This window comes from Rhodococcus sp. NPDC060090, assembly GCF_042729855.1.
In the GTDB taxonomy this organism is placed as follows: domain Bacteria; phylum Actinomycetota; class Actinomycetes; order Mycobacteriales; family Mycobacteriaceae; genus Rhodococcus.
The window spans coordinates 397,696-421,049 of record NZ_JBHWXB010000001.1 but is presented as its reverse complement, the minus strand read 5'-3'; the positions used below and the strand labels follow the sequence as shown (position 1 = coordinate 421,049).

General features: G+C 65.4%; 23 protein-coding genes and 1 pseudogene. 10 read left to right on the top strand and 14 right to left on the bottom strand.

The features are described 5' to 3' along the window. Nucleotides 1-100: 100 nt before the first annotated feature. The 8 genes from ACFWCF_RS01790 to ACFWCF_RS01755 all read right to left on the bottom strand — a co-directional run bounded on the left by ACFWCF_RS01790 (nucleotide 101) and on the right by ACFWCF_RS01755 (nucleotide 6,921). Nucleotides 101-526, bottom strand: coding sequence for a RidA family protein (locus ACFWCF_RS01790; RefSeq protein ID WP_378556399.1), 426 nt, complete (start codon nucleotides 524-526; stop codon nucleotides 101-103). Continuing rightward, complete coding sequence (locus tag ACFWCF_RS01785) at nucleotides 516-2,105, bottom strand: gamma-glutamyltransferase family protein (RefSeq protein WP_378556396.1); 1,590 nt, start codon at nucleotides 2,103-2,105, stop codon at nucleotides 516-518. The genes ACFWCF_RS01790 and ACFWCF_RS01785 overlap by 11 nt, the downstream gene beginning before the upstream one ends. After that, nucleotides 2,102-2,458, bottom strand: coding sequence for a Rieske (2Fe-2S) protein (locus ACFWCF_RS01780; RefSeq protein WP_378556393.1), 357 nt, complete (start codon nucleotides 2,456-2,458; stop codon nucleotides 2,102-2,104). The genes ACFWCF_RS01785 and ACFWCF_RS01780 overlap by 4 nt, the downstream gene beginning before the upstream one ends. A 29-nt stretch (nucleotides 2,459-2,487) precedes the next feature. Beyond that, nucleotides 2,488-3,921, bottom strand: coding sequence for an aldehyde dehydrogenase family protein (locus ACFWCF_RS01775; RefSeq protein WP_378556390.1), 1,434 nt, complete (start codon nucleotides 3,919-3,921; stop codon nucleotides 2,488-2,490). Then, the gene (locus tag ACFWCF_RS01770; protein ID WP_378556387.1) at nucleotides 3,918-5,144 is read right to left on the bottom strand and encodes an NAD(P)/FAD-dependent oxidoreductase; all 1,227 of its coding nucleotides are present in this window, start codon (nucleotides 5,142-5,144) and stop codon (nucleotides 3,918-3,920) included. Before ACFWCF_RS01770 ends, ACFWCF_RS01775 begins: the two co-directional genes overlap by 4 nt. Then, on the bottom strand, nucleotides 5,141-5,488 hold the full coding sequence (locus ACFWCF_RS01765; protein WP_378556384.1) for a Rieske (2Fe-2S) protein: 348 nt from the start codon (nucleotides 5,486-5,488) through the stop codon (nucleotides 5,141-5,143). The genes ACFWCF_RS01770 and ACFWCF_RS01765 overlap by 4 nt, the downstream gene beginning before the upstream one ends. A gap of 63 nt (nucleotides 5,489-5,551) precedes the next feature. Beyond that, the gene (locus ACFWCF_RS01760; RefSeq protein WP_378556381.1) at nucleotides 5,552-6,271 is read right to left on the bottom strand and encodes a TenA family transcriptional regulator; all 720 of its coding nucleotides are present in this window, start codon (nucleotides 6,269-6,271) and stop codon (nucleotides 5,552-5,554) included. 200 nt (nucleotides 6,272-6,471) lie between these two features. Continuing rightward, a complete protein-coding gene (locus tag ACFWCF_RS01755) occupies nucleotides 6,472-6,921 on the bottom strand; it encodes a heme-binding protein (protein WP_378556378.1) in 450 nt (149 codons plus the stop codon). Between the two features lie 253 nt (nucleotides 6,922-7,174). Here ACFWCF_RS01755 and ACFWCF_RS01750 point away from each other — a divergent pair, with 253 nt between their 5' ends. After that, the gene (locus ACFWCF_RS01750; protein WP_378556670.1) at nucleotides 7,175-8,776 is read left to right on the top strand and encodes a PucR family transcriptional regulator; all 1,602 of its coding nucleotides are present in this window, start codon (nucleotides 7,175-7,177) and stop codon (nucleotides 8,774-8,776) included. On the opposite strand, the gene ACFWCF_RS01745 is transcribed toward ACFWCF_RS01750, so the two are convergent. Further along, nucleotides 8,763-10,178, bottom strand: coding sequence for an MFS transporter (locus tag ACFWCF_RS01745; RefSeq protein WP_378556375.1), 1,416 nt, complete (start codon nucleotides 10,176-10,178; stop codon nucleotides 8,763-8,765). The two genes, ACFWCF_RS01750 and ACFWCF_RS01745, sit on opposite strands and share 14 nt — an antisense overlap. A 354-nt stretch (nucleotides 10,179-10,532) precedes the next feature. Here ACFWCF_RS01745 and ACFWCF_RS01740 point away from each other — a divergent pair, with 354 nt between their 5' ends. Next, nucleotides 10,533-12,119 carry a hypothetical protein gene (locus ACFWCF_RS01740; RefSeq protein ID WP_378556372.1) on the top strand — a complete coding sequence of 529 codons (1,587 nt, stop codon included), beginning with the start codon at nucleotides 10,533-10,535 and terminating at the stop codon, nucleotides 12,117-12,119. Between the two features lie 73 nt (nucleotides 12,120-12,192). Here ACFWCF_RS01740 and ACFWCF_RS01735 read toward each other — a convergent pair whose 3' ends face one another. Continuing rightward, complete coding sequence (locus ACFWCF_RS01735; protein WP_378556369.1) at nucleotides 12,193-13,080, bottom strand: LysR family transcriptional regulator; 888 nt, start codon at nucleotides 13,078-13,080, stop codon at nucleotides 12,193-12,195. Between the two features lie 84 nt (nucleotides 13,081-13,164). On the opposite strand from ACFWCF_RS01735, the gene ACFWCF_RS01730 reads away from it, so the two are divergent. Together ACFWCF_RS01730 and ACFWCF_RS01725 are read left to right on the top strand one after the other, a co-directional pair. Further along, nucleotides 13,165-14,154, top strand: coding sequence for a bile acid:sodium symporter family protein (locus ACFWCF_RS01730; RefSeq protein WP_378556366.1), 990 nt, complete (start codon nucleotides 13,165-13,167; stop codon nucleotides 14,152-14,154). Between the two features lie 135 nt (nucleotides 14,155-14,289). After that, a complete protein-coding gene (locus tag ACFWCF_RS01725) occupies nucleotides 14,290-15,090 on the top strand; it encodes a HugZ family protein (protein WP_378556363.1) in 801 nt (266 codons plus the stop codon). A 35-nt stretch (nucleotides 15,091-15,125) separates the two neighbouring features. Here the strand turns inward: ACFWCF_RS01725 and ACFWCF_RS01720 are convergent, their stop codons facing one another. Further along, entirely contained in the window at nucleotides 15,126-15,842 is a 717-nt protein-coding gene (locus tag ACFWCF_RS01720; protein WP_378556360.1) for a GntR family transcriptional regulator, read from the bottom strand. A 97-nt stretch (nucleotides 15,843-15,939) separates the two neighbouring features. Here ACFWCF_RS01720 and ACFWCF_RS01715 point away from each other — a divergent pair, with 97 nt between their 5' ends. The 6 genes from ACFWCF_RS01715 to ACFWCF_RS01690 are packed head-to-tail and all read left to right on the top strand — an operon-like array spanning nucleotide 15,940 to nucleotide 22,164. After that, nucleotides 15,940-17,070, top strand: coding sequence for a TIGR03364 family FAD-dependent oxidoreductase (locus ACFWCF_RS01715; protein WP_378556357.1), 1,131 nt, complete (start codon nucleotides 15,940-15,942; stop codon nucleotides 17,068-17,070). Between the two features lie 32 nt (nucleotides 17,071-17,102). Beyond that, nucleotides 17,103-17,777 (top strand): phosphonatase-like hydrolase, encoded by a 675-nt coding sequence (locus ACFWCF_RS01710; protein WP_378556354.1) that lies wholly within the window; start codon nucleotides 17,103-17,105, stop codon nucleotides 17,775-17,777. A gap of 28 nt (nucleotides 17,778-17,805) precedes the next feature. Next, nucleotides 17,806-18,780: a phosphate/phosphite/phosphonate ABC transporter substrate-binding protein gene (locus tag ACFWCF_RS01705; protein WP_378556351.1), complete on the top strand. Its 975-nt coding sequence runs from the start codon at nucleotides 17,806-17,808 to the stop codon at nucleotides 18,778-18,780. A gap of 2 nt (nucleotides 18,781-18,782) precedes the next feature. After that, complete coding sequence (gene phnC / locus ACFWCF_RS01700; RefSeq protein WP_378556348.1) at nucleotides 18,783-19,595, top strand: phosphonate ABC transporter ATP-binding protein; 813 nt, start codon at nucleotides 18,783-18,785, stop codon at nucleotides 19,593-19,595. After that, nucleotides 19,592-21,181, top strand: a complete 1,590-nt coding sequence (gene phnE / locus ACFWCF_RS01695) for a phosphonate ABC transporter, permease protein PhnE (RefSeq protein WP_378556345.1) — start codon at nucleotides 19,592-19,594, stop codon at nucleotides 21,179-21,181. The genes phnC and phnE overlap by 4 nt, the downstream gene beginning before the upstream one ends. Further along, nucleotides 21,157-22,164 carry a zinc-binding dehydrogenase gene (locus tag ACFWCF_RS01690; RefSeq protein WP_378556342.1) on the top strand — a complete coding sequence of 336 codons (1,008 nt, stop codon included), beginning with the start codon at nucleotides 21,157-21,159 and terminating at the stop codon, nucleotides 22,162-22,164. Before phnE ends, ACFWCF_RS01690 begins: the two co-directional genes overlap by 25 nt. A gap of 23 nt (nucleotides 22,165-22,187) precedes the next feature. Here ACFWCF_RS01690 and ACFWCF_RS01685 read toward each other — a convergent pair. The 3 genes and pseudogenes from ACFWCF_RS01685 to ACFWCF_RS01675 form a co-directional block, all read right to left on the bottom strand. Continuing rightward, a pseudogene (locus ACFWCF_RS01685) lies at nucleotides 22,188-22,505 on the bottom strand (2-oxo acid dehydrogenase subunit E2); the annotation flags it as partial. A 198-nt stretch (nucleotides 22,506-22,703) separates the two neighbouring features. After that, complete coding sequence (locus ACFWCF_RS01680; RefSeq protein WP_378556339.1) at nucleotides 22,704-23,090, bottom strand: type II toxin-antitoxin system death-on-curing family toxin; 387 nt, start codon at nucleotides 23,088-23,090, stop codon at nucleotides 22,704-22,706. After that, nucleotides 23,087-23,284 (bottom strand): DUF1778 domain-containing protein, encoded by a 198-nt coding sequence (locus ACFWCF_RS01675; protein WP_378556336.1) that lies wholly within the window; start codon nucleotides 23,282-23,284, stop codon nucleotides 23,087-23,089. Before ACFWCF_RS01675 ends, ACFWCF_RS01680 begins: the two co-directional genes overlap by 4 nt. Between the last annotated feature and the right edge of the window lie 70 nt (nucleotides 23,285-23,354).

Below are 23,354 nucleotides of genomic sequence, written 5' to 3'. Positions count from 1 at the left end.
AGACTTCGTCATTCCGGAGAATTCCGTGGTCGCCGACGTTCTCCCGGCCGGTCGGTATCACGTTGATGTTCCCACGCGCTCAGCACTTTGGGGCACAGGTTCACACCACGACCGCTGTGAGCGCAACCTCCACGGGCGCCCCGCCTGGAAGCGTGTACACCCCGATCGCGCTGCGTGCGGGCAGGCTCTCGACACCGAGCTCCGCTGCGATCACCTCCGACGCCCCATCCGCAACCGTCGACAGCGAAGTGAATTCGGCAGCTGCCGCCACGTACACCACCATTTCGACGGGTCGAAAACTCATACCGGCGGGCAACACCGAGCGCACCGCAGCCAGTGCATTGCGCACAGACACGGCCGCTGCAGCCGAAGCCTCCTCGACGGTCACCTCTGCTCCCACTCGGCCGGTCACAGTGAGAATGCCGTCTACCCGCGACGTCATGCCTGCGGTGCGGACCGTATCGCCCGCGAACACCGCAGCGACGTATCGACCTTGCGGTACAGGAGCAGTAAAGCTACTCGACACCCAACACCACCCCCTCTTGTCGCGGGTCGCTGCCACCGCTCAGCACGCCCCGCTGCAGCGACACGATCTGCGCACTGCCCTCGGCGCCGAAGGGCTCGAGCACCTTCACCCGATGCCCCATGTCCGCCAGCGATCGCACTATTTCGTCGTCGACACGTCCTTCGATGCGCAGCTCCGGCGCGTCGCCGAGGGTATTGGCGTCGGACCCGGGGTATACCGTGAAGCGCGGTGCTTCCACTGCCGCTTGCGGATCGAGTCCATGGTCGAGGAGGTGCGACAGCAGTTGCATGTTCCACTGCACCTGGCCGTCGCCTCCCGGAGTGTTGCCGACGTGCATCAGTTCGCCGTCATTGCCGGTGACGATCCACGCGTTGAGGGTGTGCAGTGGCTTGCGTCGCGGCGACACTTCGTTCGGATGCCCGTCGATCAGGTATGCGCCGCGACCGAGACGGTTGTTGAGGACGATCCCGGTTCCGGGCACTGTGAACTTCGCGCCGAATGTGAATGCGAGTGAATGGATGAACGAGACCGCTCGTCCTTCGGAGTCGACGGCGACGAACGACGTCGTATCCCCGCCCGACACAGCGAACTCGCCCATGGGGTGGCGAGATGAGAGCCGAGCCAGCCCTGCCTCGATGTTCGACGCCGACAGGGCGCGCTCGAGGCCGTCGTTGTCCGAACTGCACCAGCGCAGTCGGTCTTCGAACGAAAGTGCTGCGGCGCGTGCCATCCGGTCGATGGCAGGCGCGCCGAGAAATGCGCTCGAGCCCAGTTCCCCGTCGCACAGTGCGGCTTGCTGCAACACCATCCAGCCCGGTGTCGGTAGCGGTGTCTGGTGGATGGTCGCTTCCGCATAACTTCCGGTCAGGGCTGCCTCGACAGGTACCGACCCGCAGGCATGCCATTCGTCGCCGCTGAAAGGTGCACCGAAATCCTGCAATGCCGCGACACATTGCTCGGCCACAACTCCGCTGTAGAACGACGAAGGATCCGATGCGAGTGCACGGATCGTGCGCGCCAGGTCGACTTGCGGGAGCCGATCACCCACGCGCGGAGCGTCTCCGGATGCCGTGTACACCGAGGCGAGACCGGCGTCGGCGCGAATGGCGTGGAGCGCTGCCTGCACGTCGGCGCGGGTTTTCACCGAGCACGGCAGTCCGCGTTCTGCGATACGGGCGGCAGGTTCCCACAGGTTGGCCAACGGCATGCTCGCCGCACGCCCGTGCAGGGCGGCGAGTGCGGCGGGCGCACCGGGTACGGCGACGGCGAGGGCGCCGTCCAATGGAATCGCAGCGAGGCCGTTGCCCCGATAGAAGTCGGGAGCACCGCCATCCGGTCCGTAGCCACTGCCGTTGACGGTCCACACGGAGCCGTCCGGGTCGCGCACCACGGCGAATGCGTCGCCGCCGATGCCGCATTGTCCGGGCAGGGTCAGCCACGTGATCGCTGCCATCGCGAGCGCTGCGTCGACTGCGTTGCCGCCGTCGGCGAGTACTCGCGCTCCTGCCTGGCTCGCGAGGGGGTGGCTCGACGCAACCATGCCACCGGTCGCCAGTGTGGAGGGCCGCCGCGCGCTCATGCCGACCGCATCCTGCGCCGGCGCGGACCTTCCGGAGGCTCGCTGGGATCGATGCCGACGAAGATCTCGCCGTCCCGTTCCTCACACGGGTAGGTCTTGATCGGCTCGGTCGCGGGCGGGCAGATCGGCTCGCCGGTCTCGAGGTCGAAAGCGCTTCCATGGCAGGAGCATCCGATGCCGTCCTGCACGAGTTTGCCGGACGAGAGCAGACAGTCGAGGTGAGAACAGTAGTTGGACGTCGCATATGCTTTGCCGTCCAATCGCGAGATCGCGAATTCGTAGTCCTCGGCGTAGAACCGGCGGACGATGCCTTCGGTTACCTGCCCGGAACGGGCCACTCGCTTGAACTCCATGGTCTTCCTCCAGGTAGGTATGAGAACGGTCAGGCCTCGGGCGACAGGTACACGGTCTTCTCGGATTGGTAGAACTGCATGAGGGACGGTCCGGCCTGTTCCTTGAACGTCTGGGTGCTCGACTGCTTGTAGCCGCCGAACGGTGCGTTCATGGCCATGCCGGTGGTGGGCTGGTTGACCTTCACCAGACCGGTCCTGGACCCCGCGATGAACCGATGTGCGTCCGACAGGTTCCTCGTCACGATCGAGGCACTCAGGCCGAATGCGGTGTCGTTTGCCAGGGTGAGGGCGTCGTCGAACGAGCCGGCGCGCTGGAAGGCGAGGACGGGACCGAAGATCTCGTCCGTCAGCAGCCGCATACCGGGGGTCGTGTCGGCGAACACGGTGGGACGCACGAACAACCCGTCGATGCGTACCCCTCCGCACACAAGTCGCGCGCCTGCGTCAAGGCCCAACGCGACGTATTCGAGGAACTTGTCGAGCTGCGCGGGGGAGGCGAGTGGCCCCATGGCCACGGCTTGATCACCGGGTCCGACGGTCAGCGCTTCGGTCCGCGCGACCACCTTGTCCAGGAGTGCGTCGTGGATTTCGTCGACCGCGATGACGCGGCTGGTGCCGGTGCAGGCCTGTCCCGACAATCCGAACGCTCCTTTGACGATGAGCGCCGCGGCGGCATCGAGGTCGGCATCGGCGAGCACGACGACGGGATTCTTTCCGCCCATTTCCAACTGCACGCGGCGTTCGGGGCCGATGCCACGGTGGATTGCCCTGCCGACCTCTGTGGACCCGGTGAATGTCACTGCCGCGACACGCTCGTCGCCGACCACTGCGGCGCCTGCCTTACCGTCTCCCTGGACGAGGGCGATCGCGCCGGGCGGTAGTCCTCCGGCGAGCAGCGCTTCGACAAGACGTTGTCCCATGAGCGGGGTGATCTCGGATGGCTTGAACAACACTGTGTTTCCGGCGGCGAGTGCTGGGCCGAGTTTGCGCGACGGTATGTTGAGCGGGAAGTTCCACGGAGTGATCGCACCGATGATCCCTATGGGTTCGCGCACCGTATACACCGTGGTCGGGCCGCCGCCGGGATAGGTGGCTCCTGCCGCGCGGTGAGCCTCGCCGGCATAGAACCGCAGGTTCATCGGCGTGCGGCTCACCTCCATCGACGCTTCGGCGCGGGTTTTACCCTCTTCGCGGATCAGCTCCTCGATGAGTGTGTCCGCGTGGGCTGCGAGGTGATCGGCGGCGGCCTCGAGGATGGCGGCGCGTCGTTCCGGTGGTGTCGCAGCCCACGCGGGTGCTGCCTTGTCGAGCGCATCGACGGCGTTCTGCACGTCGATGACATCCGAATCAGGGAAGGTGCCGACCAGGTCGGAATCGTCTGCGGGGTTGCGTCGTTCGAACACCTTCCCGGAGTTGGAAGGTATCCAGCTGCTGTCGATGAAGTTCGACCCGGTTATCGTCATGCTTGCTCCAACTCCTCGTACATTTCCCACAGATCTGCTTCCTTGTCGGCGAGCAATGCAGCATCGACACGCTTTCCGACCAGTTCGCGGGCGGCCATGATGTCCTCACCGCGATCCATCGCGAATGCGGCGGTGAGTGTCTCGCCCGCCAGGTAGAAGACGGAGAACTCGCCGGTGTCGATATCGCCGCGGACAACGAAGTCTGTGGCTCCCGCGGCTGTTCCCGCGAATTGGATGTTCGTGTCGTATTGATCGGACCAGAACCAGTGCGGATCGTCGGAGAGGGTGTCGCGTCCGACGAGCGCGTTTGCCACCACAACAGCCTGCCGGTTGGCGTTGTCGAAATGCTCGACGCGGATGTGTCGGCCTACGCGAGGGGAGTGACGGCTGGCGACGTCACCTGCGGCATACACGTTCGGCACCGCCGTGCGCCCCACGGCGTCGACCACGATCCCTCCGTCGACAGCCAATCCGCTGGCCGCGGCGACCTCGACGTTCGGGACGATACCGATGCCGACCACCACCGCATCCGCATCGACGACGTCCCCGGTGGTCGTCGTGATCCGGACTCCGCGGTCGGAGGTGTCCACCGAGGCAACGCCCGTGCCGGTGCGCAGATCGACGCCTCCGCGGCGATGCAGATCCGCGCAGTAACTGCCGACCTGCCGGCCGAGGACGTTGCCGAGCAGGTGCTCGGCCTGCTCGACCACCGTTACGTTCACCCCGAGGGAACGGGCGGTCGCGGCGATCTCGAGTCCGATGAATCCGCCGCCGACGATGGCGAGTGACGAGTCTGGGGTGAGTCGCGCGGCGAGCGCCTGCGCGTCGTCGAGGGTACGAAGGTAGTGGACCAGGTCGGGTCGAGTCCCCGTTGTAGAGAGAGCACGTGGGCGGCCTCCAGTCGCGAGGACGACGGCATCAGCGGCGATGCTTCCGCCGTCGAATTCGACGGTGCCTGAGGCGGTGTCGACGCGTCGGACCGAGACACCCGTACGTATGTCGATGTCGTTGGCCTCGAGCCATTTCGGAGTCAGAAGCGCCAGGGATTCCACCTCTTCACGTCCTGTGAGGAACTCCTTGGAGAGCGGCGGGCGCTGGTACGGTGCGTGCAGTTCGTCGCCGAGCAGGATGATCCTGCCGTCGAACCCGCGGCGGCGCAGGGTGCGGGCGGCGACGGCAGCGACCTGGCCGGCGCCGACCGTGACAACGGTGCGGATTGTCATGAAGCACACTCCCTTCCGGACACCTGGCGCGGTGTGGGGTCGATGTGGACGGTGTCGCCGTCGACATGCACGGCATACGTCGGCTGACAGAGGTCCTGGTCTTCCTCGTAGCCGGTGTCGAGGTCGAACCGCCATTGGTGGCCCGGGCAGATGACCCGCCCGTGCAGGAGTGTGCCCTTGGCAAGGGAACGATCCTGGTGGACACACAGGTCGGCGAAGGCGTAGATGTGGTCGTTCGCGTGGAACAGCGCGATCGCCACACCGTCTACTTCCACACGTAGTTTGCGGCGCCGAGCCACCTCTTTGACGGTGGCGACGGCAACCCACGTCTGTGAGTCGGGCATGAAACTCCTTCGCTCGTGTGCCGGGGGGCGGGAACCCGGGTGGGTTCCCGCCCACTCGTCGGATCAGGCCGACGCCAACTCCAGGTCGGGAGCGACGTAGCTGTCGTACAGGCCCTTGGTGTACGAGAAGCGCATCTCCGCACCCCAGCGCACCAACTGCAGGCAGCGCTGCTGCAATGCAGGGGTATCGGCGCAGTCCAGGACGATCTGGTAGCCGCGCTCGCCGTGAACGACGTCGGAGGTGATGTGCAGATCGAAGAACTCGATCTCGTCTTCGCTGAATCCGTACACCTCACGCAGCGGAACGATCTGCTTTTTGTAGATGCTCGGCACCTGGGACTCGAGACCTACGACCAGTGCGGCGGTGGCGACCACGAAATGCTCGCGCTGCGAGACCGCGTAGCACCAGGCCTGAAGGCCGCGGGTGACGGCATTCATGTTGTTCGGGTCTTCGATGCGTTCCTTGGTGGTGCCGCATGCCTCGGCGAACTTGATGAGGAGATCGGTGTGCCGGATGTCGGCGAGTTCCTCCTCGTACATGTTCTGAAGGGTGAAGTCTTTCGCGTCGGTGTAGTGGTCGGGGGTGTTGGCGTAGATGTTGGCGAGGTAGTCGGCGAACGGGCCGACGTAGTGGTAGTGGTTCTCGGCCCATCGGGCGAAGTGGTGCTTTTCGAGTTTGCCTTCGGCCCACGCCTTGCTGAACGACGCGTCCTTGGCTTCGCGGCCCTTGATGGCGTTTTCGAGTGCGGCGCGGAACTCGTCGCGTCCGAGCAATTCGGTCATGAGTGTGCCTTTCACGTGTGATCGTGCGGTCGATGCCGGGCTGGAATACGTCCGCGACGTTGCGGTCCGAAAAGTGCCTGATTGCAGCTTGTTTCGGTGCCATCGACCCTAAGTGCGGATGGGGCGTGCTGCCACGGTCACAATGACCGGAGGATGCGGCACGTCAGGGTCGATGTGCACGATTCAGTGGTGTGCAGGAGTCAGGGGGCGGGTGCCGAGACGAGTGCCTCGAACTCGGCGAGCATCGCTGCGCCGACGGCCTTGTCCTGCTCGCCGTTTCCACCGCTGATGCCCACGGCGCCGACGATCTGACCGTCATGGACGAGCGGGAATCCGCCGACGAAGATGGCGAACTTGCCGGGCAGCATGTGGCTGATCCCGAAGGCCTCGTTGCCGGGCAGTGCGGGGCCGTTGGGCGGTTCGTTGAACAGGTGGGTGGCGCGCTCGTGGCCGGCGGCGGTGAAGGCCTTTGCGATCGCGATGTCGACGCCGGTGAGTCGTGCGCCGGGAATCCTGTGCAGCGCGATGACATTCGCGCTCTCGTCGCACACACAGAGTGTCTGCTTGACGCCGAGCTCCTCGGCCTTGGCGCGCCCGGCGGCGAGCAGGGGAAGCGCGTCGTCGAGGTCGATCCGATGAATTCGATGCATTGGTTCCCACTTTCGAGGTCGGGTGTGGCTTATTTCTAACAGCGCGACGACACGATCGGGATAGATAAAGTAACCTCACTTGCTGATTTTTCGTGTACAAAGTGCACATGCATCTGGTACCTATGGCTCTGGTAACTGATGTAGGAAGTACAAGACGTTCCGTTCCCGCGTGGCGTCACTGCACCGAGGGAAGCAGGTTGCTGTGGAACCGAGTCCGCGCCTGACCGTCCGTGGTCTTCTCGACGAACAACTCATGGAAGGTGCTCGGGTCGCGCCCGCCGATGTTGATCTCGACCGCGCTCTCACATGGGTGCTGCCACTCGGCGAGGTCTTGGGCCGCTACGACGATCTGTCCGGCGTCGCCGTGTACACCCGACCGGAAGCGCTTACAGCCAATACGCAGGCCGTATCGGCGATCGCTGCCCGTGGCGCCGCAGCGCTCATCGTTGACGGCGCAGCGCCGACGTCCAGCACCACTTGGCCATCGGGCCTACCCGTGATCGAACTCGACCTCCCGGTCGGATTCGCCGCACTCAACCGGCTGCTCGCAGAACGGTCACTGACGCAGGAAGTGCACGTGATGCGCTATTCCGCCCTTGTGCACTCGACGCTCGCCGGGCTACTTCACCGGGGCGCAGGTCTCGCCCTGTTGATCAAGGAAGTGTCGTCGCTCGCGCAGCATCCCGCGCTTGTGCTCGACGCCCGCGGCCAGGTCGTGGCCCATCACGGCATCGATCGGGCGGTGGTCGACGAGATTACGGAGCAACTCCGGGGTCCCCTCGCCGCGCCGACGGTGAACCGACATCAGCACCACGACACACGCGTCGTGGAACACACCGCGGGAGCGGTGCGCTGGACGTGCACTGCCGGCGCGATCCGCCTCGGCAAGAGGTTCGAAGGGTGGGTGGTGATTCTCGCCCCCGACCCCGCGCCGGGCCCGCACGACCTCGCTCAACACGCGGTGGTCACCGAGCAGGCATCGGCGATCATCGGTTCCGAGATGCTGCGCCAGAGCAGCGTGGACGAGGCCGAGGAACGCGCGCGCGGCGATTTCGTCCAGGCGCTCGTGCACGGCAGTTTCTCCAGCCGCCACGACATGCAGGCGCGCGCCGAGCATCACGACATCGACCTCACCTCGACGTTCGCCGTGTTCGTCGCCCCCGGGTACAGCGGGAATCCGTCCGCACCGGGCGGTGAGGGTCCGGGCGGGTTGCTGCGACTCGCCCGGTACGCGGCCAGCGTTCTACCGCACCCCTCCGTCCGGTCGTACGTCACTGTGATCGGTGACGCCCTCGTGGTGGTGCGGTCACTTCGATATCGCGATGCCCCCGACATCGAGGCGGAGATCGACGAATTCGCGGAGGCCGTGTCGCAGGACCTGTCCCGGCGTCGAGGCCGGCCGGTGCCCGTCGCGCACGGAGATCCCGCCGTGGGCGCCGATCAGATCCGAGAGAGTTACCGGCAGGCTCGGGTGGCGCTCGGGATCGGGCAGCGGATGGACATGTCGGGCTCGGTGTCGTACCACGACTTGCGCGGATACGGTGTTCTCGAACTCGTTGCCGACACCGACCGCAGCCGGCGCTTCGTCGACGACGTGCTCGGCACGCTCCGTCCCGGCACCGATCTCCACGACACGCTCGTCGCGTATCTCGGCGTCGGCGGCAACGTCAACGCTGCAGCACGCGAACTCAACGTGCACCGCAACACGATGCTCTCGAAACTCGACCGGATCTCGCGGGCGATGTCGATGGACGTGCGGGTGCCGGAGAACCAGTTCACTGCCTGGCTCGCCGTCCGGCTCGAATTGCTCGATCGTCTGCATACCTCGGTGGATCGCGAGATCAACTACCGCTGAGAGCCCCTGGGTGGGTGTCGTGCGGAAGTCCGGCCGCGTCTTCTGGATCGGGTCCGAGGAATGAGGCTCCGAGCCCGATGCACACGACGGCCACGCACGCGACGAAGACGACTCCCACCGACCACGCGGACAGCGCGATCGTCACCCATGCCGCGCCGACCGCGGAGCCGCCGAAGCGGATGAGATTGAAGACTCCGAGTCCGGTGCCCTGTGCGCCGGCGGGGGAGCGCGTCGATCCGGCCGCGGCCGGTGTCTGCACCGCAGCGATCCCCGCTCCGGTCACCGCGAGAACCATCGCGATGAGCCACAGGTTCGGGGCGTCGTTCGACAGAACAACCGCGAGCGCACCCTGAGTCACTACCAGGACGGCCAGACCGAACCGGAGAACGCGTCGCCCGCCTATCCGGTCCGTCCTCCTGCCCACCAGCGGTGCGAGGGCCGCCATGACGGCCGGAAGCGCAAACAGGACCATGCCCGCAGTCACTGTGGATTCACCCGTCGCCGTCAATCTGAGTGGGACGGCCAGCAGGGCCGTACCGAGACAGAACATCTGTGCGAACGCGGCGATCGCGCTTCGGGCGAAACGACTCTCGACGAGCAGACGCACATCGACGAAGGGTACGGGAGCGCGCAGACAATGCGCGACAAACCACGCGAGTACGCCGACGGATGCCGCGAGCACTACCGGAGGAACAGCGGGAACGACACCGGACTGACCGAACATGCTCAAGCCCAGCACGATTCCCGCGGAGCCAACCGTGAGCGTCGTAGCACCGAGCACATCGAGCCGCATGGGTCGACCGGGGAACGCCGGTATCCATCGCAGTGTTCCGGCGAATCCGATCAGGGCAATCGGAATCAACGGGACGAACACCCACCGCCAACCAAGGCCCCCGGCCACGAACCCACCGAGCGACGGCCCGATCGCCTGACCGATCCCGTTGACGGTGGCCCACGCGCCAACGGCGCGCGCGCGGCGTTGCGAGTCGAAGAGCCACGCGATCAGCCCCATCACCGCAGGAGCGAACGCCGCGGCCGAGAGACCGCCGAGTGCGCGCCAGGCGATGAGCACTTCGAGGGTGGGTGCCGTCGCTGCACCCGCCGCGCATACCGCGGTACCGAGGAGGGCGCCGCAGTACACGCGCCGGCGCCCGAAGCGATCGCCGATATATCCCGCGAGCGGCATCGCCGCCGCGAAGGTGAGGAGGAATGCGACGGCGAGCAGCGCGCCGTCCTCCAGTGATGCATCGAAATCCGAAAGTATCTGGACAAGCGGAACATTGATGATGTTGTTGCTCAAAGTTCCGACGAGCGTGCCGGCGAGGAGCGCGGACAGCGCCAGTGGGGTGCCGGTGTCGGACATGTCCGGAGAGGCGGCGGGCACGTGTGTGGAGGTGGTCATCGAGCTCCTGAGCCAGTCGAACTGCACGGCACTGTGCGAACCGTGGTTCCACTTTCTCACCGCCCATCGCGCGTGTGCATCAGTGTCGTGTGGGCAAAGAGCACATGCTCTGGCTGCCAAATGTGGGCACTGTGCACAGCGAGCGGTGGGATCCCGCGACGGAGCGTGCGTCGACACATGTCCGTAGCAATTTGTCACATACTCGCGACCCGATGACACGAAATCGCAAAAGTGGAACACATTGCACACGTAACGTCCTGGGCACTGTGCATGGTTCTCGTTGACCAAGCATGGAGGAACGCGGAAAGTTCCACCAACAGCCCTCCGCTCCGCTCTCCTGCTGAAGGACCTGCCTTGGACGTACAACTCACCGCCGCCCACTGGGTCTACCTGGTCGGCATACTCGTCATCCTGGCCACCATGGCGCTACGAAAGAACATCGTCGTTCCCGCCGTCATCGCAACGTTCCTGACCGCACTGGTGTTCTCCGGCAGCATCATCACCGGGCTGTCCGCCATCTTCAACTCCAGCCTCGTGGCGGCGAAGGAACTGTTCAACATCTTCCTCATCATCGCGATGGTCACCGCGATGCTCGGCGCATTGCGCCAGCTCGGCGCCGATCGGATGATGGTCGCGCCGTTCCGCCGCGTCATGCGTGCGGGAACCAGTAGCTTCCTGGTTCTCGCTGCCGTCACCTACGTGATCTCGTTGTTCTTCTGGCCCACGCCCGCGGTCCCGCTGGTCGGGGCGGTGCTCATTCCCGTCGCGATCCGGGCGGGTCTGTCTCCGCTGTCGGTGGGCATGGTCATCGCGATCTGCGGTCAGGGGATGGCGCTGTCGGCGGATTACATCATCAAGGTCGCGCCGGGTATCTCGGCGTCTGCAGCGGGTGTGAGCGCCGATTCTGTCGCCGACAAGGCACTCGTGTTGTCGTTCATCGTCGGTGGCACTGCCCTCGTGCTCACCTACTTCATGCAGAAGAGGACGTGGCGCACGCCGTCCCCCGACCTGCTCGTCGAATGGGAAGCTGCAGCCGATCGAGGGATCGGCAGTGCACGAGCCGACGACGAGTCGTTCGGTGATTCCTCGGGTGGCGCGGGGCCACCGAAGCCGGCGCCGACCCCTGCAGGCGGTCCGGCCGGTGGTGGTGCGCAGACAGCCGCGGCAACGGTCGCTATCGCCCCTGCCTCGGATCCGTTCCCCGACGAGGTCGCCACAGGGGAGAAGGAGCGTCGTGGCACCGCGAAGGCTTTTGCGATGCTTGTGCCGCTGGCCTATCTCGCATTCATCGTCTACTTGATGCTGGGCAAGTTCACCGAGGTGGTACCGCCGCTGCAGGGTGGTGACGCCGCCGCGATCGTGGGCGGTATCGCGGCCCTGGTCCTGTTCGCTGCGGCAGCATCGACCGACAGGGGAAGCTTCCTCGAAACGACCTCGGACCACCTGGTGGACGGTTTGGTCTTCGCGTTCAAGGCCATGGGATGTGTGCTACCCATCGCGGGATTCTTCTTCATCGGAAACCCCGACTTCGCGTCTGCGATTCTCGGTGTTCCCGAAGGCCAGGCCCCTCCGGCGATCCTGTTCGACCTGGTTACCTCCGTCCAGACGCACCTGCCTCAGAATGCCTTCGTCACCTCGTTCGGGATCCTGCTGATCGGGCTGGTCGCAGGACTGGACGGTTCCGGGTTCAGCGGTTTGCCGCTCACGGGGGCGCTGTCGGGTGCCCTCGGCCCCGCGGTCGACGTCGATCCGTCGACGCTGGCGGCGATCGGGCAGATGGGCAACATCTGGGCAGGTGGCGGCGTGCTCATCGCGTGGTCGTCGCTCGTGGCGGTCGCCGGTTTCGCTCGCGTCCCGGTCCTCGAACTCGCTCGGAAGTGTTTCATCCCGGTGATGTCCGGACTTGTGTTGTCGACAATCTTTGCGGTGCTCGTGTTCTAGCAGCTACCACCGGGCTTCCGGAGAGGAACGGACGAAGCAGCAACGTGCCCTCGGCGCGTTGCTGCTTCGCTTTCTACTGGCCTTCGCCGGCAGTTGCTCGCGGGAACTGCCCGAGCCGATCCACGTTCGCCAAGATCACCGCGCGCAGTTCGCGCTCCGGCTCGCTCAGTACGCTTCGCCGTGAGACCAGGACGAATTCGAGTCCACCGGCGTTCGGCAGGTGACGACCCGCAGTGCGTACCTGTTCGAGCCCGGGCGGCGGAAACCGGCGGGCATGGAGAACAACGCCGAGTCCGGCCAGTGCGGCGGCGCGTAGACCGTTCAAACTGTCTGCGACGCACGTGATGCGAGCACTGTGTCCTTCGCGTTGCAGTGCTCCGAGTGCGATCTCACGAGTCAGGGACGGCGGGGGATAGGTCACCAGCGGCACCGGGCCGGTCGGCTCGAGGACGAAGTCCGGGGCGGCGAGAAACACCAGTCGATCACGGAAAATCAACTCGCCGTGCCGTTCACCGGGCCGGCGCTTGCCGAACATCATATCGAGTTCGCCGTCGTCGAGTTTCCGATGCAGATCTTCGCTCAGAGCGACGGCGAGTTCGAAATCTATCCGTGGGTGACTTCGCCGGAACTCGGCGAGAATCAAGGGAAGTTCGTGCAGGACCAGGTCTTCGGAGGCTCCGAAGCGAAGACGGCCACTGACTTCCGACTCCGCGAAGTACCGCTGTGCCGTGTCGTGCCGATCGAGGATCTCGCGAGCGAAACCGACCATGACGCTGCCGTCCGCGGTCAGTTCGACCGAATGAGTATCCCGGAGGAACAGCCGGCGGCCGACCGCCTGTTCGAGCTTGGCGATGTGCTGACTGACCGTCGATTGCCGAAGGTCGAGTCGTCGAGCGGCTGCACTGAAGTTCCGATCGCGTTCGACAGCGAGGAAGGTGCGCAGGTGGATGGGATCGAACACCCCCGCATTCAATCACGATTCGCGATAGCTGTAACCACTGTGATCGCCTTTCGCGGATAGCGGCCGGTGACTTAACGTCGAACCATGCTCACGAAGGTCCCCCTCCTGAACCGGCTCGACCCCTTTCTTGTCGGCATCCTCGTCACGGTCGGTATCGCGGCGCTCCTCCCCGCAGATGGCGTGGTCCTGAGCGGATTCAGTTGGGCATCCAAGATCGCGATCGGCCTGCTGTTCTTCCTCTACGGCGCGAGACTGTCGACGAGTGAGGCAATCGAAGGACTCAAGCACTGGCGCTTGCACGCCACCATCCTCGTCACGACGTTCGTCGTGTTCCCCGTTCTGGGTGTCGCTGCGAAACTGCTAGTTCCCTGGTTCCTCAACGATCCGCTCTATCTCGGAGTGCTGTATCTCTGCGTACTCCCATCGACGGTGCAATCGGCGATCGCTCTCGTGTCGGTCGCACGCGGAAATATCCCGGGTGCGATCGTGAGTGCCTCGGCGTCGAGCCTGCTCGGGATCGTTCTCACACCGTTGCTGGTGGCGGCGCTGATGACCTCTCAGGGCGTGGCCATGAGCGCGGGTGCGGTGATCGATATCGTGGCCATGCTGCTCGTTCCGTTCATGGCGGGGCAGGTGGCTCGCCGCTGGATCGGTACCTGGGTCAAAGACCACAGCAGCCCCCTCAAGCTCGTCGACCGAGGCTCGATCATGCTCGTCGTGTACGTCGCATTCAGTCGTGGCATGAACGAGGGAATCTGGTCGAGTATCTCGATCCCTCGGTTGCTCGCCCTGCTGGTGACGTGCAGCGTGCTCCTCGCGATCGTTCTTGCCTTCTCTTGGTACATGGCGCCTCGACTCGGATTCGATGCCGAAGATCGTGCGACGATCCTGTTCTGCGGGTCGACCAAGTCACTCGCGACCGGCCTGCCGATGGCAACAGTATTGTTCGCAGGTCAGCCGATCGGTTTGATCGTGTTGCCACTTATGCTGTTCCACCAGATTCAGTTGCTCGTGTGCGCTGCGATTGCTGGTCGGCTGGCGAAGCCAGCTCCCGAGGTCCCGGTCGCGGCATGACGAGAGCGTCCCGCCTCTTCTGAGCGAATGTGCCGTTCGTCTTCTTCACGAGACTGAATGTGCCGTTCGCTCAGGAAGCGGGTAGGTCAGATGTATCCACGACAGTCGGGAATCTCTGCGGGTACCGTCTCTCAGATGACGAACTTGGATCACGGCGACCCCGGCGACGCCCCCACTGTGCCGCCGCCGTTGACGGAGATCGTGAACGCGAACCGGCCCTCCGCTGCAGAGGAAGCGCGGACGGCCGCTGCGTCGACGAACATGGGCACTCTCGCCACCCTCACCAAAGACGGCGATCCGTGGGCGTCGTTCGTGACGTATGGGCTGGTCGGTGGTGCGCCGGTGCTGTGTGTGTCGCACATGGCCGAGCACGGCCGCAATCTTGCGCGTGATCCACGCGCGAGCATCGCGATCGTCGCGCCGGGCCCGCAGTCCGACCCGCTGGCCAGCACTCGCATCACACTCGCCGGGCACGTCGAGCGCCCGGAGGGGGAGGAGCTGGCCGCTGCACGCGAGGCGCACCTTGCGGCGGTGCCTGCGGCGCGCATCTACATCGATTTCAGCGACTTCTCACTGTGGGTTCTCCGAGTCCAGCGCGTGCGCTGGGTCGGTGGGTACGGGCGAATGGATTCGGCCACCGCCGAGGCCTATGCCGAGGCGCTGCCGGATCCCATTACTCCCTCGGCCGGTCGCGCGATTGCGCATCTCAACGACGACCATGCCGACGCGCTGGTGGCGATGGCTCAGAAGCTCGGCGGATTCCCGGACGCCACCGCGGCCACCTGTGTCGGCGCAGACCGGTACGGGCTGGATCTGGATGTGACCACCCCGCGCGGGCGCGCCATGACGCGCGCCGGATTCTCCTCGCCGTTGAATTCCTCCGATGAGTTGCGTTCGGCCACAGTGGGGTTGACGCAGCAGGCGCGGCAGGTATAACGGTTGCCCTTGGGTGGGCTGTGCAGTGGCGACGGTCAGGGCGTGAGCGTGGTGACGAACGACATCCGGTCGCCGCGGTAGAGCGACCGTCGATGCTCGATCGGGACGTCGTTCTCGTCGTACGAGATGCGGTTGAGCAGCAGCATCGGAGTGCGGATATCGGCGTCGAGCAGTGCGGCTTCGCGGGCATCCGGCAGGGTGGTTTCGATCCGTTCGACGGCGCGAGCGAAAGTGATTCCGCGTGCGCGGATCGCCGCGTACAGCGATGACGACGTGTCGAGAGTGTCGCGCAGTCCGGTGAATCGTTGTGCGGGAAGGCGAGTGCGTTCGAGGCCGACGCGCACGTCGTCGGTGAGGAGCACGCGTTCGAGTTCGACAACGGCGTCCCCGACGCCCAGTTGGAGGAAGTCGGCCAGTTCGTCGTCGGCCACGAGGTCGGTCCAGTCGACGAGTAGGCGCCCTACGCTGCGCCCCTCCGTCAATGCAGCTTCCGTGTAGGAACCGATGATCAGCGGCTGGACGAGTTTCGGGCTCGCGACGACGGTACCGCGGCCCCGTCGTTCGATCCTCCCGGCGACGAGGAGTTCCCGCAGTGCCTGACGCACGGTCTCGCGGGCGACATCGAAGCGTGCGGCGAGGTCGCGTTCGGACGGCACAGGGTCGCCGACGGCGAGCGCGTCGAGTAGGGAGTCCACTTTCTGTCGGACGATCTGGTGCTTGAGGATTCGAGCTTCCCGGTTCGCTGCGGCCACGCCGTCAGGGTAGCGGATTTTGGTCTATACCAATTGTTCACCGACCGTTTCCCTGGAATCTCCCCATTGGTCTAGACCATCGCCGAAGGTTGGCTGCATGCGAATCCTGATCATCGGTGGCGGCATCCTCGGTACCGCCCACGCCGACGCTGCAGTCCGTCGCGGACACGACGTGCTCCACCTCGAACGCGAACCCGAGGCGCGCGGCGCCACCGTGCGCAACTTCGGCCTCGTGTGGGTCTCCGGCCGTACCCGCGGCGAACTCGACGCCACCCTCCGATCCCGCGCCCTCTGGGAAGACCTCGGCGGCCGCGTCCCCGACATCGGCTTCCGCGCGAACGGGTCACTGACGTTGCTGCGCACCGACGCCGAAGTCGCCGTCGCCGAGGAAGCAGTCGCACGAGACGACGCAGAACGCAGAGGCTTCACGCTGCTCGATGCCGACGAAGCCCGTCGCATCAACCCTGCACTCCGTGGGAAGTTCGTCGCAGCACTGCATTGCAGCACCGATGCCACCGTCGAGTCGCGTGTCGCGTTGCCCGCCATCCGGCAGCACCTTGCCACCTCCGGTCGCTACCGATTCCTGTCGTCCACCGAGGCCCGCGGCGTCATCCGCACTCCGCACGGAACCGTCCGAGTCCGCGACGACCGCGGCACCGTCCACGAATCCGACCTCGTCCTCGTCTGCCCGGGCGCCACGCTCAGCGGCCTGGCCCGCGACCTTGCCGGCGATCTACCGCTGCGCCGCGTCCGGTTGCAGATGATGCAGACGGCTCCGCTCGACGAACCACTCACCACCTCGATCGCCGACGGCGACAGCCTCCGCTACTACCCGGGCTTCGCAGGGGAGGCCCGCGACCATCTCACCGCCACCGAGTCGCAGGCGCCCACCGCAGCGCTCCACAAGATGCAAATGCTGTGCGTGCAGCGACTGCATGGAGGCCTCACCATCGGCGACACCCACGCCTACGACGAACCGTTCGACTTCGACGTCGACGAAGAGCCGTACGACCACCTCATCAGCGTCACCGAAGAGCTTCTCGGGCGGCGTCTTCCGCAGGTCGTCCGCCGGTGGGCCGGCGTGTACAGCCAGTGCCTCGACCCCGCTGCGCTCGTGCATCGAGCGAAAGTCGACGAGGACGTGTGGGTTGTTGCCGGACCGGGTGGCCGCGGCATGACACTGGGCCCCTACCTCGGCGAGGAAACCGCCGAAATCCTCGAACTGTGAACCACTTCCACTCAACACCTGGAGCTTCCATCATGACCACCATCCGACTCGCCGTGCTGGACATGGCCGGCACCACGGTTGCCGACGGCGGACTCGTCGTCCGCGCTTTCGACGAGGCAGCCACCGCCGTGGGTCTCCCCGAAGACGGCCCCGAGCGGGACGACGCGCGCCGCTACGTCCTCGACACCATGGGGCAGTCGAAGATCGTCGTCTTCCGTGCCCTGTTCGGCAGTGACGAACGCGCCCGGACCGCCAACGACGCTTTCGAACGCGCCTACGAACGGTTCGTCGACGCAGGTGACGTGAGTGCGATCCCGGGCGCCGAGAAGGCGATCCTCGCGCTGCGTGATGCCGGCGTCAAGGTTGCCCTCACCACGGGGTTCAGTCGTTCCACCCAGGACAGGCTCCTCGCGGCTCTCGGCTGGCAGGATCTCGCCGATATCGCGCTGACCCCCGCTGACGCCGGCCGCGGCCGTCCCTATCCCGACATGATCCTCGCCGCTCTGCTGCGCACCGGGATCGACGACGTCCGGGAGATCGCGGTCGTCGGGGACACCGCAGGGGATGTGCAGTCGGGTCTGCGGTCGGGCGCGTCGGTCGTCGCCGGAACCCGCACCGGCGCCCACGACGAGACGACGCTCCGCGCAGCGGGAGCCACACACATTCTCGACTCGATCGCGGATCTGCCCGACCTGATCCTCTCCTGACATCCCGACCCGAAGGACATCACCTCCCATGCGCTCACACTCGTATCGTCGCGCGACCGCCGCCGTCGGTCTCGCCACCGGTCTGGCTCTCGCCCTGACCGCCTGCGGCGGAAGCGGTTCGGATCCCGATGCGCTCAATGCCCAGGGTTTCCCCGAAATCCTCACTCTCGGTGCGATACCCGCCGAGAACTCCTCCGATCTGAAGTCGAGTTACGAACCGCTGTTGGCGATGCTCGAAGACGAGACCGGGTCGACGGTCGAGTTCGTACAGGCATCCGATTACGCGGGTGTGGTCGAGGGCATGATCGCCGACAACGTGGACCTGGCCTTCTTCGGTCCGTTCGCGTACGTCGTCGCACAGATCAACGGGGCCGACACCTCACCGCTCGGCGCGGTGGTGCAGGATCCCGGCGCTGAACCCGGATACCAGTCGTACGGTCTGACCCGATCGGACAACGCGGAGATCGACAGCATCGAGGATTTCGCAGGCAAGGACGTGTGCTTCGTCGATCCCGGATCCACCTCCGGATTCCTCTACCCGGCTGCCGGTCTCATCGATGCCGGTGTCATCGACTCGGCGAACGAACAGAACCTCACGGCCGGGCTGGCCCCCGTCTACGCGGGCGGCCATGACGCCTCGGCACTCGCCATCGCGGCCGGCGACTGCGACGCCGGATTCGCCTTCGACACCATGGTCGACAAGACCATGATCGAGAGCGGCGACCTTCGCGAAGGCGAACTGAAGACGGTGTGGGAATCCGAGATGATTGCCGGATCCCTCTTCGTCGGCGACAACTCGCTCGGCGCCGATGTCATCGAGCGTCTCGGCACGATCCTCGTGGAGAAGGCCAACGCCGATTACCTACGCGAGCAGGGTTACTGCGACGGCGAATGCCGCATCACCGACGAGCGTGCGTGGGGTGTCGTACCCGCGTCCGACGCCGACTACGAGGGCGTCCGCAAGGTATGCGACGTGACCGAATCCGACAAGTGCAAGGGCTGACCATGACACTCGATTCGCGACATTCCGTGGCCGGCGACGACGTCGTCGTGTCGGCACGCGACGTGGTCAAGGAATTCGGCACCACGGCCGCCCTGTCCGGCGTCGACCTCGACGTGCACCGCAGCGAACTTGTCGTCCTGCTGGGGCTTTCCGGCTCCGGAAAATCAACCCTCCTGCGTTGCCTCAACGGCCTCCACCCCGTCACCGAAGGCAGGATCGAGGTGTCCGGGACCCGCGTCGACCTTGCGTCCCGACGCGAACTGCGTGACCTCCGCCGCGATGTCGGGTTCGTCTTCCAGCAGTTCAACCTGGTCGGGCGGCTGAGTTGCCTCGAGAACGTGCTCATCGGTGGTCTCGGCCGGTTGTCGTTGCCCCGGTACGGTGCGCTGACCTACCCGAAGGCCATGCGGATCGAGGCGCGCGAGCATCTCGACCGAGTAGGTATGGCCGACCTCGCCGACCGTCGCGCCGACACACTGTCCGGCGGCCAGCAGCAGCGTGTGGCCATCGCACGCACACTCATGCAACGCCCCACCGTCCTGCTCGCCGACGAACCCGTTGCCTCACTCGATCCGGAGAATGCAGGCGTCGTCATGGATCTGCTGTTCCGCGTCTGCATGGAAGACAAACTCACCGTCGTGTGCACCCTGCATCAGGTCGATCTCGCGCTGGGCTGGGCTCACCGCGTGATCGGTCTGCGTGACGGACAGAAGGTGCTCGATCGGCCGGTCGTCGGGTTGTCCCGCGAGGAAGCCATGGAGATCTACCAGCGTGTCGAGCCCATCTCCGATTCGCTGGGAGCCAGGGCGACATGAGCGTGCTCACGCCCTTCCGAGCAACGACGAGCACGAACGAGCCACGATCGATCGGGCGACGGCCTCTCGCTACCTTGTGGATCGTCGCCGCGATCGGTGTGCTCGCCTCGGCCGCATACATCGACTTCGCGCCCGCGACGTTGCTCGGCGGGTTGGATTCGATGGGCGGCCTGCTCGAGCGCATGATGCCGCCGCGGCTCGACGACCCCGGCCGCATCTGGGTCCTCGCGCTCGAGACACTGCTCATGGCAGTGCTCGGCACAGTCCTCGCGGCGATCGTCTCGGTGCCGATCGCATTTCTTGCGGCACGCAACACGACGCCGCATCCGATGCTGTACCGAGCTTCCCGCGGATTCATCACCTTCTGCCGGGCAATGCCCGACCTGTTGTTCGCGGTGCTGTTCGTCCGGGCCCTCGGCATCGGAGTTCTCCCCGGTGTGCTCGCGCTGGCGCTGCACTCCATCGGCATGCTCGGCAAACTCTTCGCCGACGCGATCGAGCAGACCGACGCCGGCCCTCGCGAAGCGGTGCGCAGCACCGGCGTGGGCTATATCCGGGAAATGATCAATGCGGTGCTGCCGCAAGTGGTGCCGTCGTTCATGGCCAACTTCGTCTACCGTATCGACATCAACCTGCGAACCTCGGTCGTCCTCGGCTTCGTCGGCGCCGGCGGCATCGGGTTCGCTCTGCAGGACGCGTTGCGCGGTCTCGTGTATCCACGTGCCCTGGGCATCGTGTGCGTGATCCTGGTGATCATCGCCGCGATGGAACTCGTCGCGATAGTCGTGCGACGCGCGTTGCTCACGCCGTCCGCAGTGCATCCCGGCCGCGAACGAGTGTCACGGATCGTCTTCTCGGCCACCGTTGTGGGCGCGACGCTCGCTGCTCTGGTCACTCTCCGGATCGACCCACGTGATCTCGTCACCTGGGTAGGGCCGTCTCTCGAAGTGTTCACCCGGTTGATTCCGCCGGACTTCACGGCGGTGGGTGATGAGCTCGTCGATGCGGTCCTGCAGACGCTCGCGATCGGTGTGGTCGCCACCGCTGTCGGTGCGGTCCTGTCGCTGCCATTCGGAATACTGGCGGCGCGCAATGTATCTCCAAATCTCGCCGTGTATACGGCTGCTCGCTCGATCATCCTCGCGGTCCGGGCGATACCCGAGTTGATCCTCGCGGTGATCTTCGTCGCCGCGATAGGTCTGGGTCCGATCGCCGGGGCGTGCGCACTCGCGGTCGCATCCGTCGGATTTCTCGGCAAACTCGTCGCAGATGCGGTGGAGGAGGTAGATCCGGGGCCACTCGAAGCAGTTCAGGCCGTGGGCGGAGGATGGTGGAAAACGCTTCTCGCAGCGGTTGTTCCGCAGGCAATTCCGGCTGTCGTCGGATCCACCCTGTACCTGCTCGACGTCAACATCCGCACTTCCACGATCCTCGGCGTCGTCGGAGCAGGCGGAGTGGGATTCCTGCTCTTCGAGGCCGTCCGGACATTGAACTTCGAATTCGCCGGCGCCATCGTGATCATCGTGTTCGTCATCGTGTATGTCATCGAAAGGATATCCGGGTGGATTCGATCTCGCGTGGTGTGAGCCGCACTGCCGTGTGGACCGGTGAGAGCATCGCGATGCAGGACGTGCCGATACCGGATCTGGGGCAGGGCGAGATGCTCGTGCGCATCCGGTGTACGACAGTGTGCGGGAGCGACCTGCACACTGTGTTGGGGCGTCGAAGCAGTCCGGCACCATCGGTGCTCGGCCACGAGGCTGTCGGTGAGGTCGTCGCGACCGGGCCGCACGCTGCGACCGAAGTGGGCCGGCGATTGGTGTGGAGCGTGACGTCCTCCTGCCACGAATGCGATCGATGCCGCTCCGGACGCACCGCCAAGTGCCGCACCGTGACGAAGGTCGGCCATGAACCCTTCACCGGGCCGTGGCCGCTGTCGGGGACATATTCGCAGTACATCGTCCTGCCGCCCGGGTTCGCGACCGTGCCTGTTCCCTCGGTGCTCCCCGATGTGGTCGCGGCCCCCGCATCGTGCGCGACCGCGACGGCCGCCGCGGTCGTCGAAGCGGCGGGTGAACTTGCAGGCCGACGGGTGTTGGTGTGCGGCATGGGAATGCTCGGCATCGCGGCCACTGCGATGTGCGCCGAAGCCGGCGCCGAGGTGAGGGCACTCGATATCGATCCGGAGCGCACAGCCCGCGCCGAGCGGTTCGGCGCGGTCGCCGACGACGGCGGGCCGGTCGATATCGCGCTCGACTTCTCGGGCTCGGCGGAAGCGATCTCGTCGCTCGTCCCGCGTCTCGACGTGGGGGGACGGCTGGTGCTCGCGGGCTCCGTGTCGCCTGGGCCCGCCGTATCGATCGATCCCGAGTCGATCGTGCGCCGATGGCTCACGGTGTCCGGCGTCCACAACTACGAGCCCAGGCATCTGCAGTCGGCTGTGGACTTCCTCGAGCGCACTGTCGCGATATATCCGTGGGACGAGCTCGTGGCGCAGCCGGTATCCCTCGACGAGCTCGAGGAAGCCCTTCGTCCGGGATCTGCCTTGCGTGCGGCGGTGGTGCCGTGAGCACGCTCAGGTAGGACGGGTAGTCACGACAGGTCCGCTGCGGTGAACCCCTGCTCAAGTGTGGTTTTCACCGCGGTGAGGAACCGGGCCGCGTCGGCGCCGTCGACGATCCGGTGGTCGTAACTGAGAGACAGGTAGGCCATCGACCGCACGTCGATGCGCAGCTGTCCGTCCTCGCGGGTAGGGACGAGTCGTTCGACGACTGCCCCGGTGCCGAGGATGCCGGTCTGCGGCTGATTGATGATCGGGGTGTCGAACAGTGCTCCGCGGCTGCCGGTGTTGGTCAATGTGAATGTGCCACCGGATAACTCGTCCGGTGAGATCGTGCCGGTGCGCACCTTCCGACCTTCCCGTCGCCGACCCGCTGATCTGAACACACGAGCCCATCTACCGGCTCGTGGACATCAGCCGTCCCGAGCGCGTCCGCGCGGCAGAAAGGCAGCCGCTCCCCGTCGACATGATGTTCGTGTCCGTTCTGTTCGCGGTTGTACCCCCGGGTGCGGGCAGGTTGGTCGCGCAGGAGACTGGACGATCCGATCTCATTTCTGTTGCTCGGAGAATTCGCGCAGTGTTGCGGCGATCCGATGCATGTCGTCCAGACCCATCGCGACGTCGTTCATGAATACCTCGGCGGCATCGACATCGAATTTGCTCGCCAGCGATACACCGTTGTATCCGAGGAACAGCCAGGCCGAGGCCCAGGCGGTGCGCTTGTTCCCGTCCACGAGTGCGCGGTTGCGCGCGAGTGAATGAAGTAGTGCGGCGGCCTTATCGAAGACGGTTCGGTATGTGTCGAGTCCGAAGACCGTGCTCTGAGGTCTGGCGATGGCGGCATCGAGGAGTCCGATGTCGCGCACGCCCGGGTTGCCGTCGAGCACCCGGGCGGCGACAGTGAGGACGTCGTCGCGGTCCAGGTAGGCGATCAAGCGAGGCGTCGGTTCAGCTCTGCGGATTTGATAAAGATGTCGTCGAGCAAGCTCTCGCGTAAGCGCTTTCGGTCGTTCGCGCACGAGATGGCTGCGTCGTGCACGAAGGTTTTCAGTGACGTCTTCTCGTGCTCCGCTGCTTGGCGTAGCAGTGCCTGTTCCTCTTCGGTGAAGGTGATGTTCAGTGATGGCATAACGCTCGTCCTACAGGTAATGGTGCTGAATCAGGTACCTGTTTTGGTACTGCGTTCTATGCTGCGTACG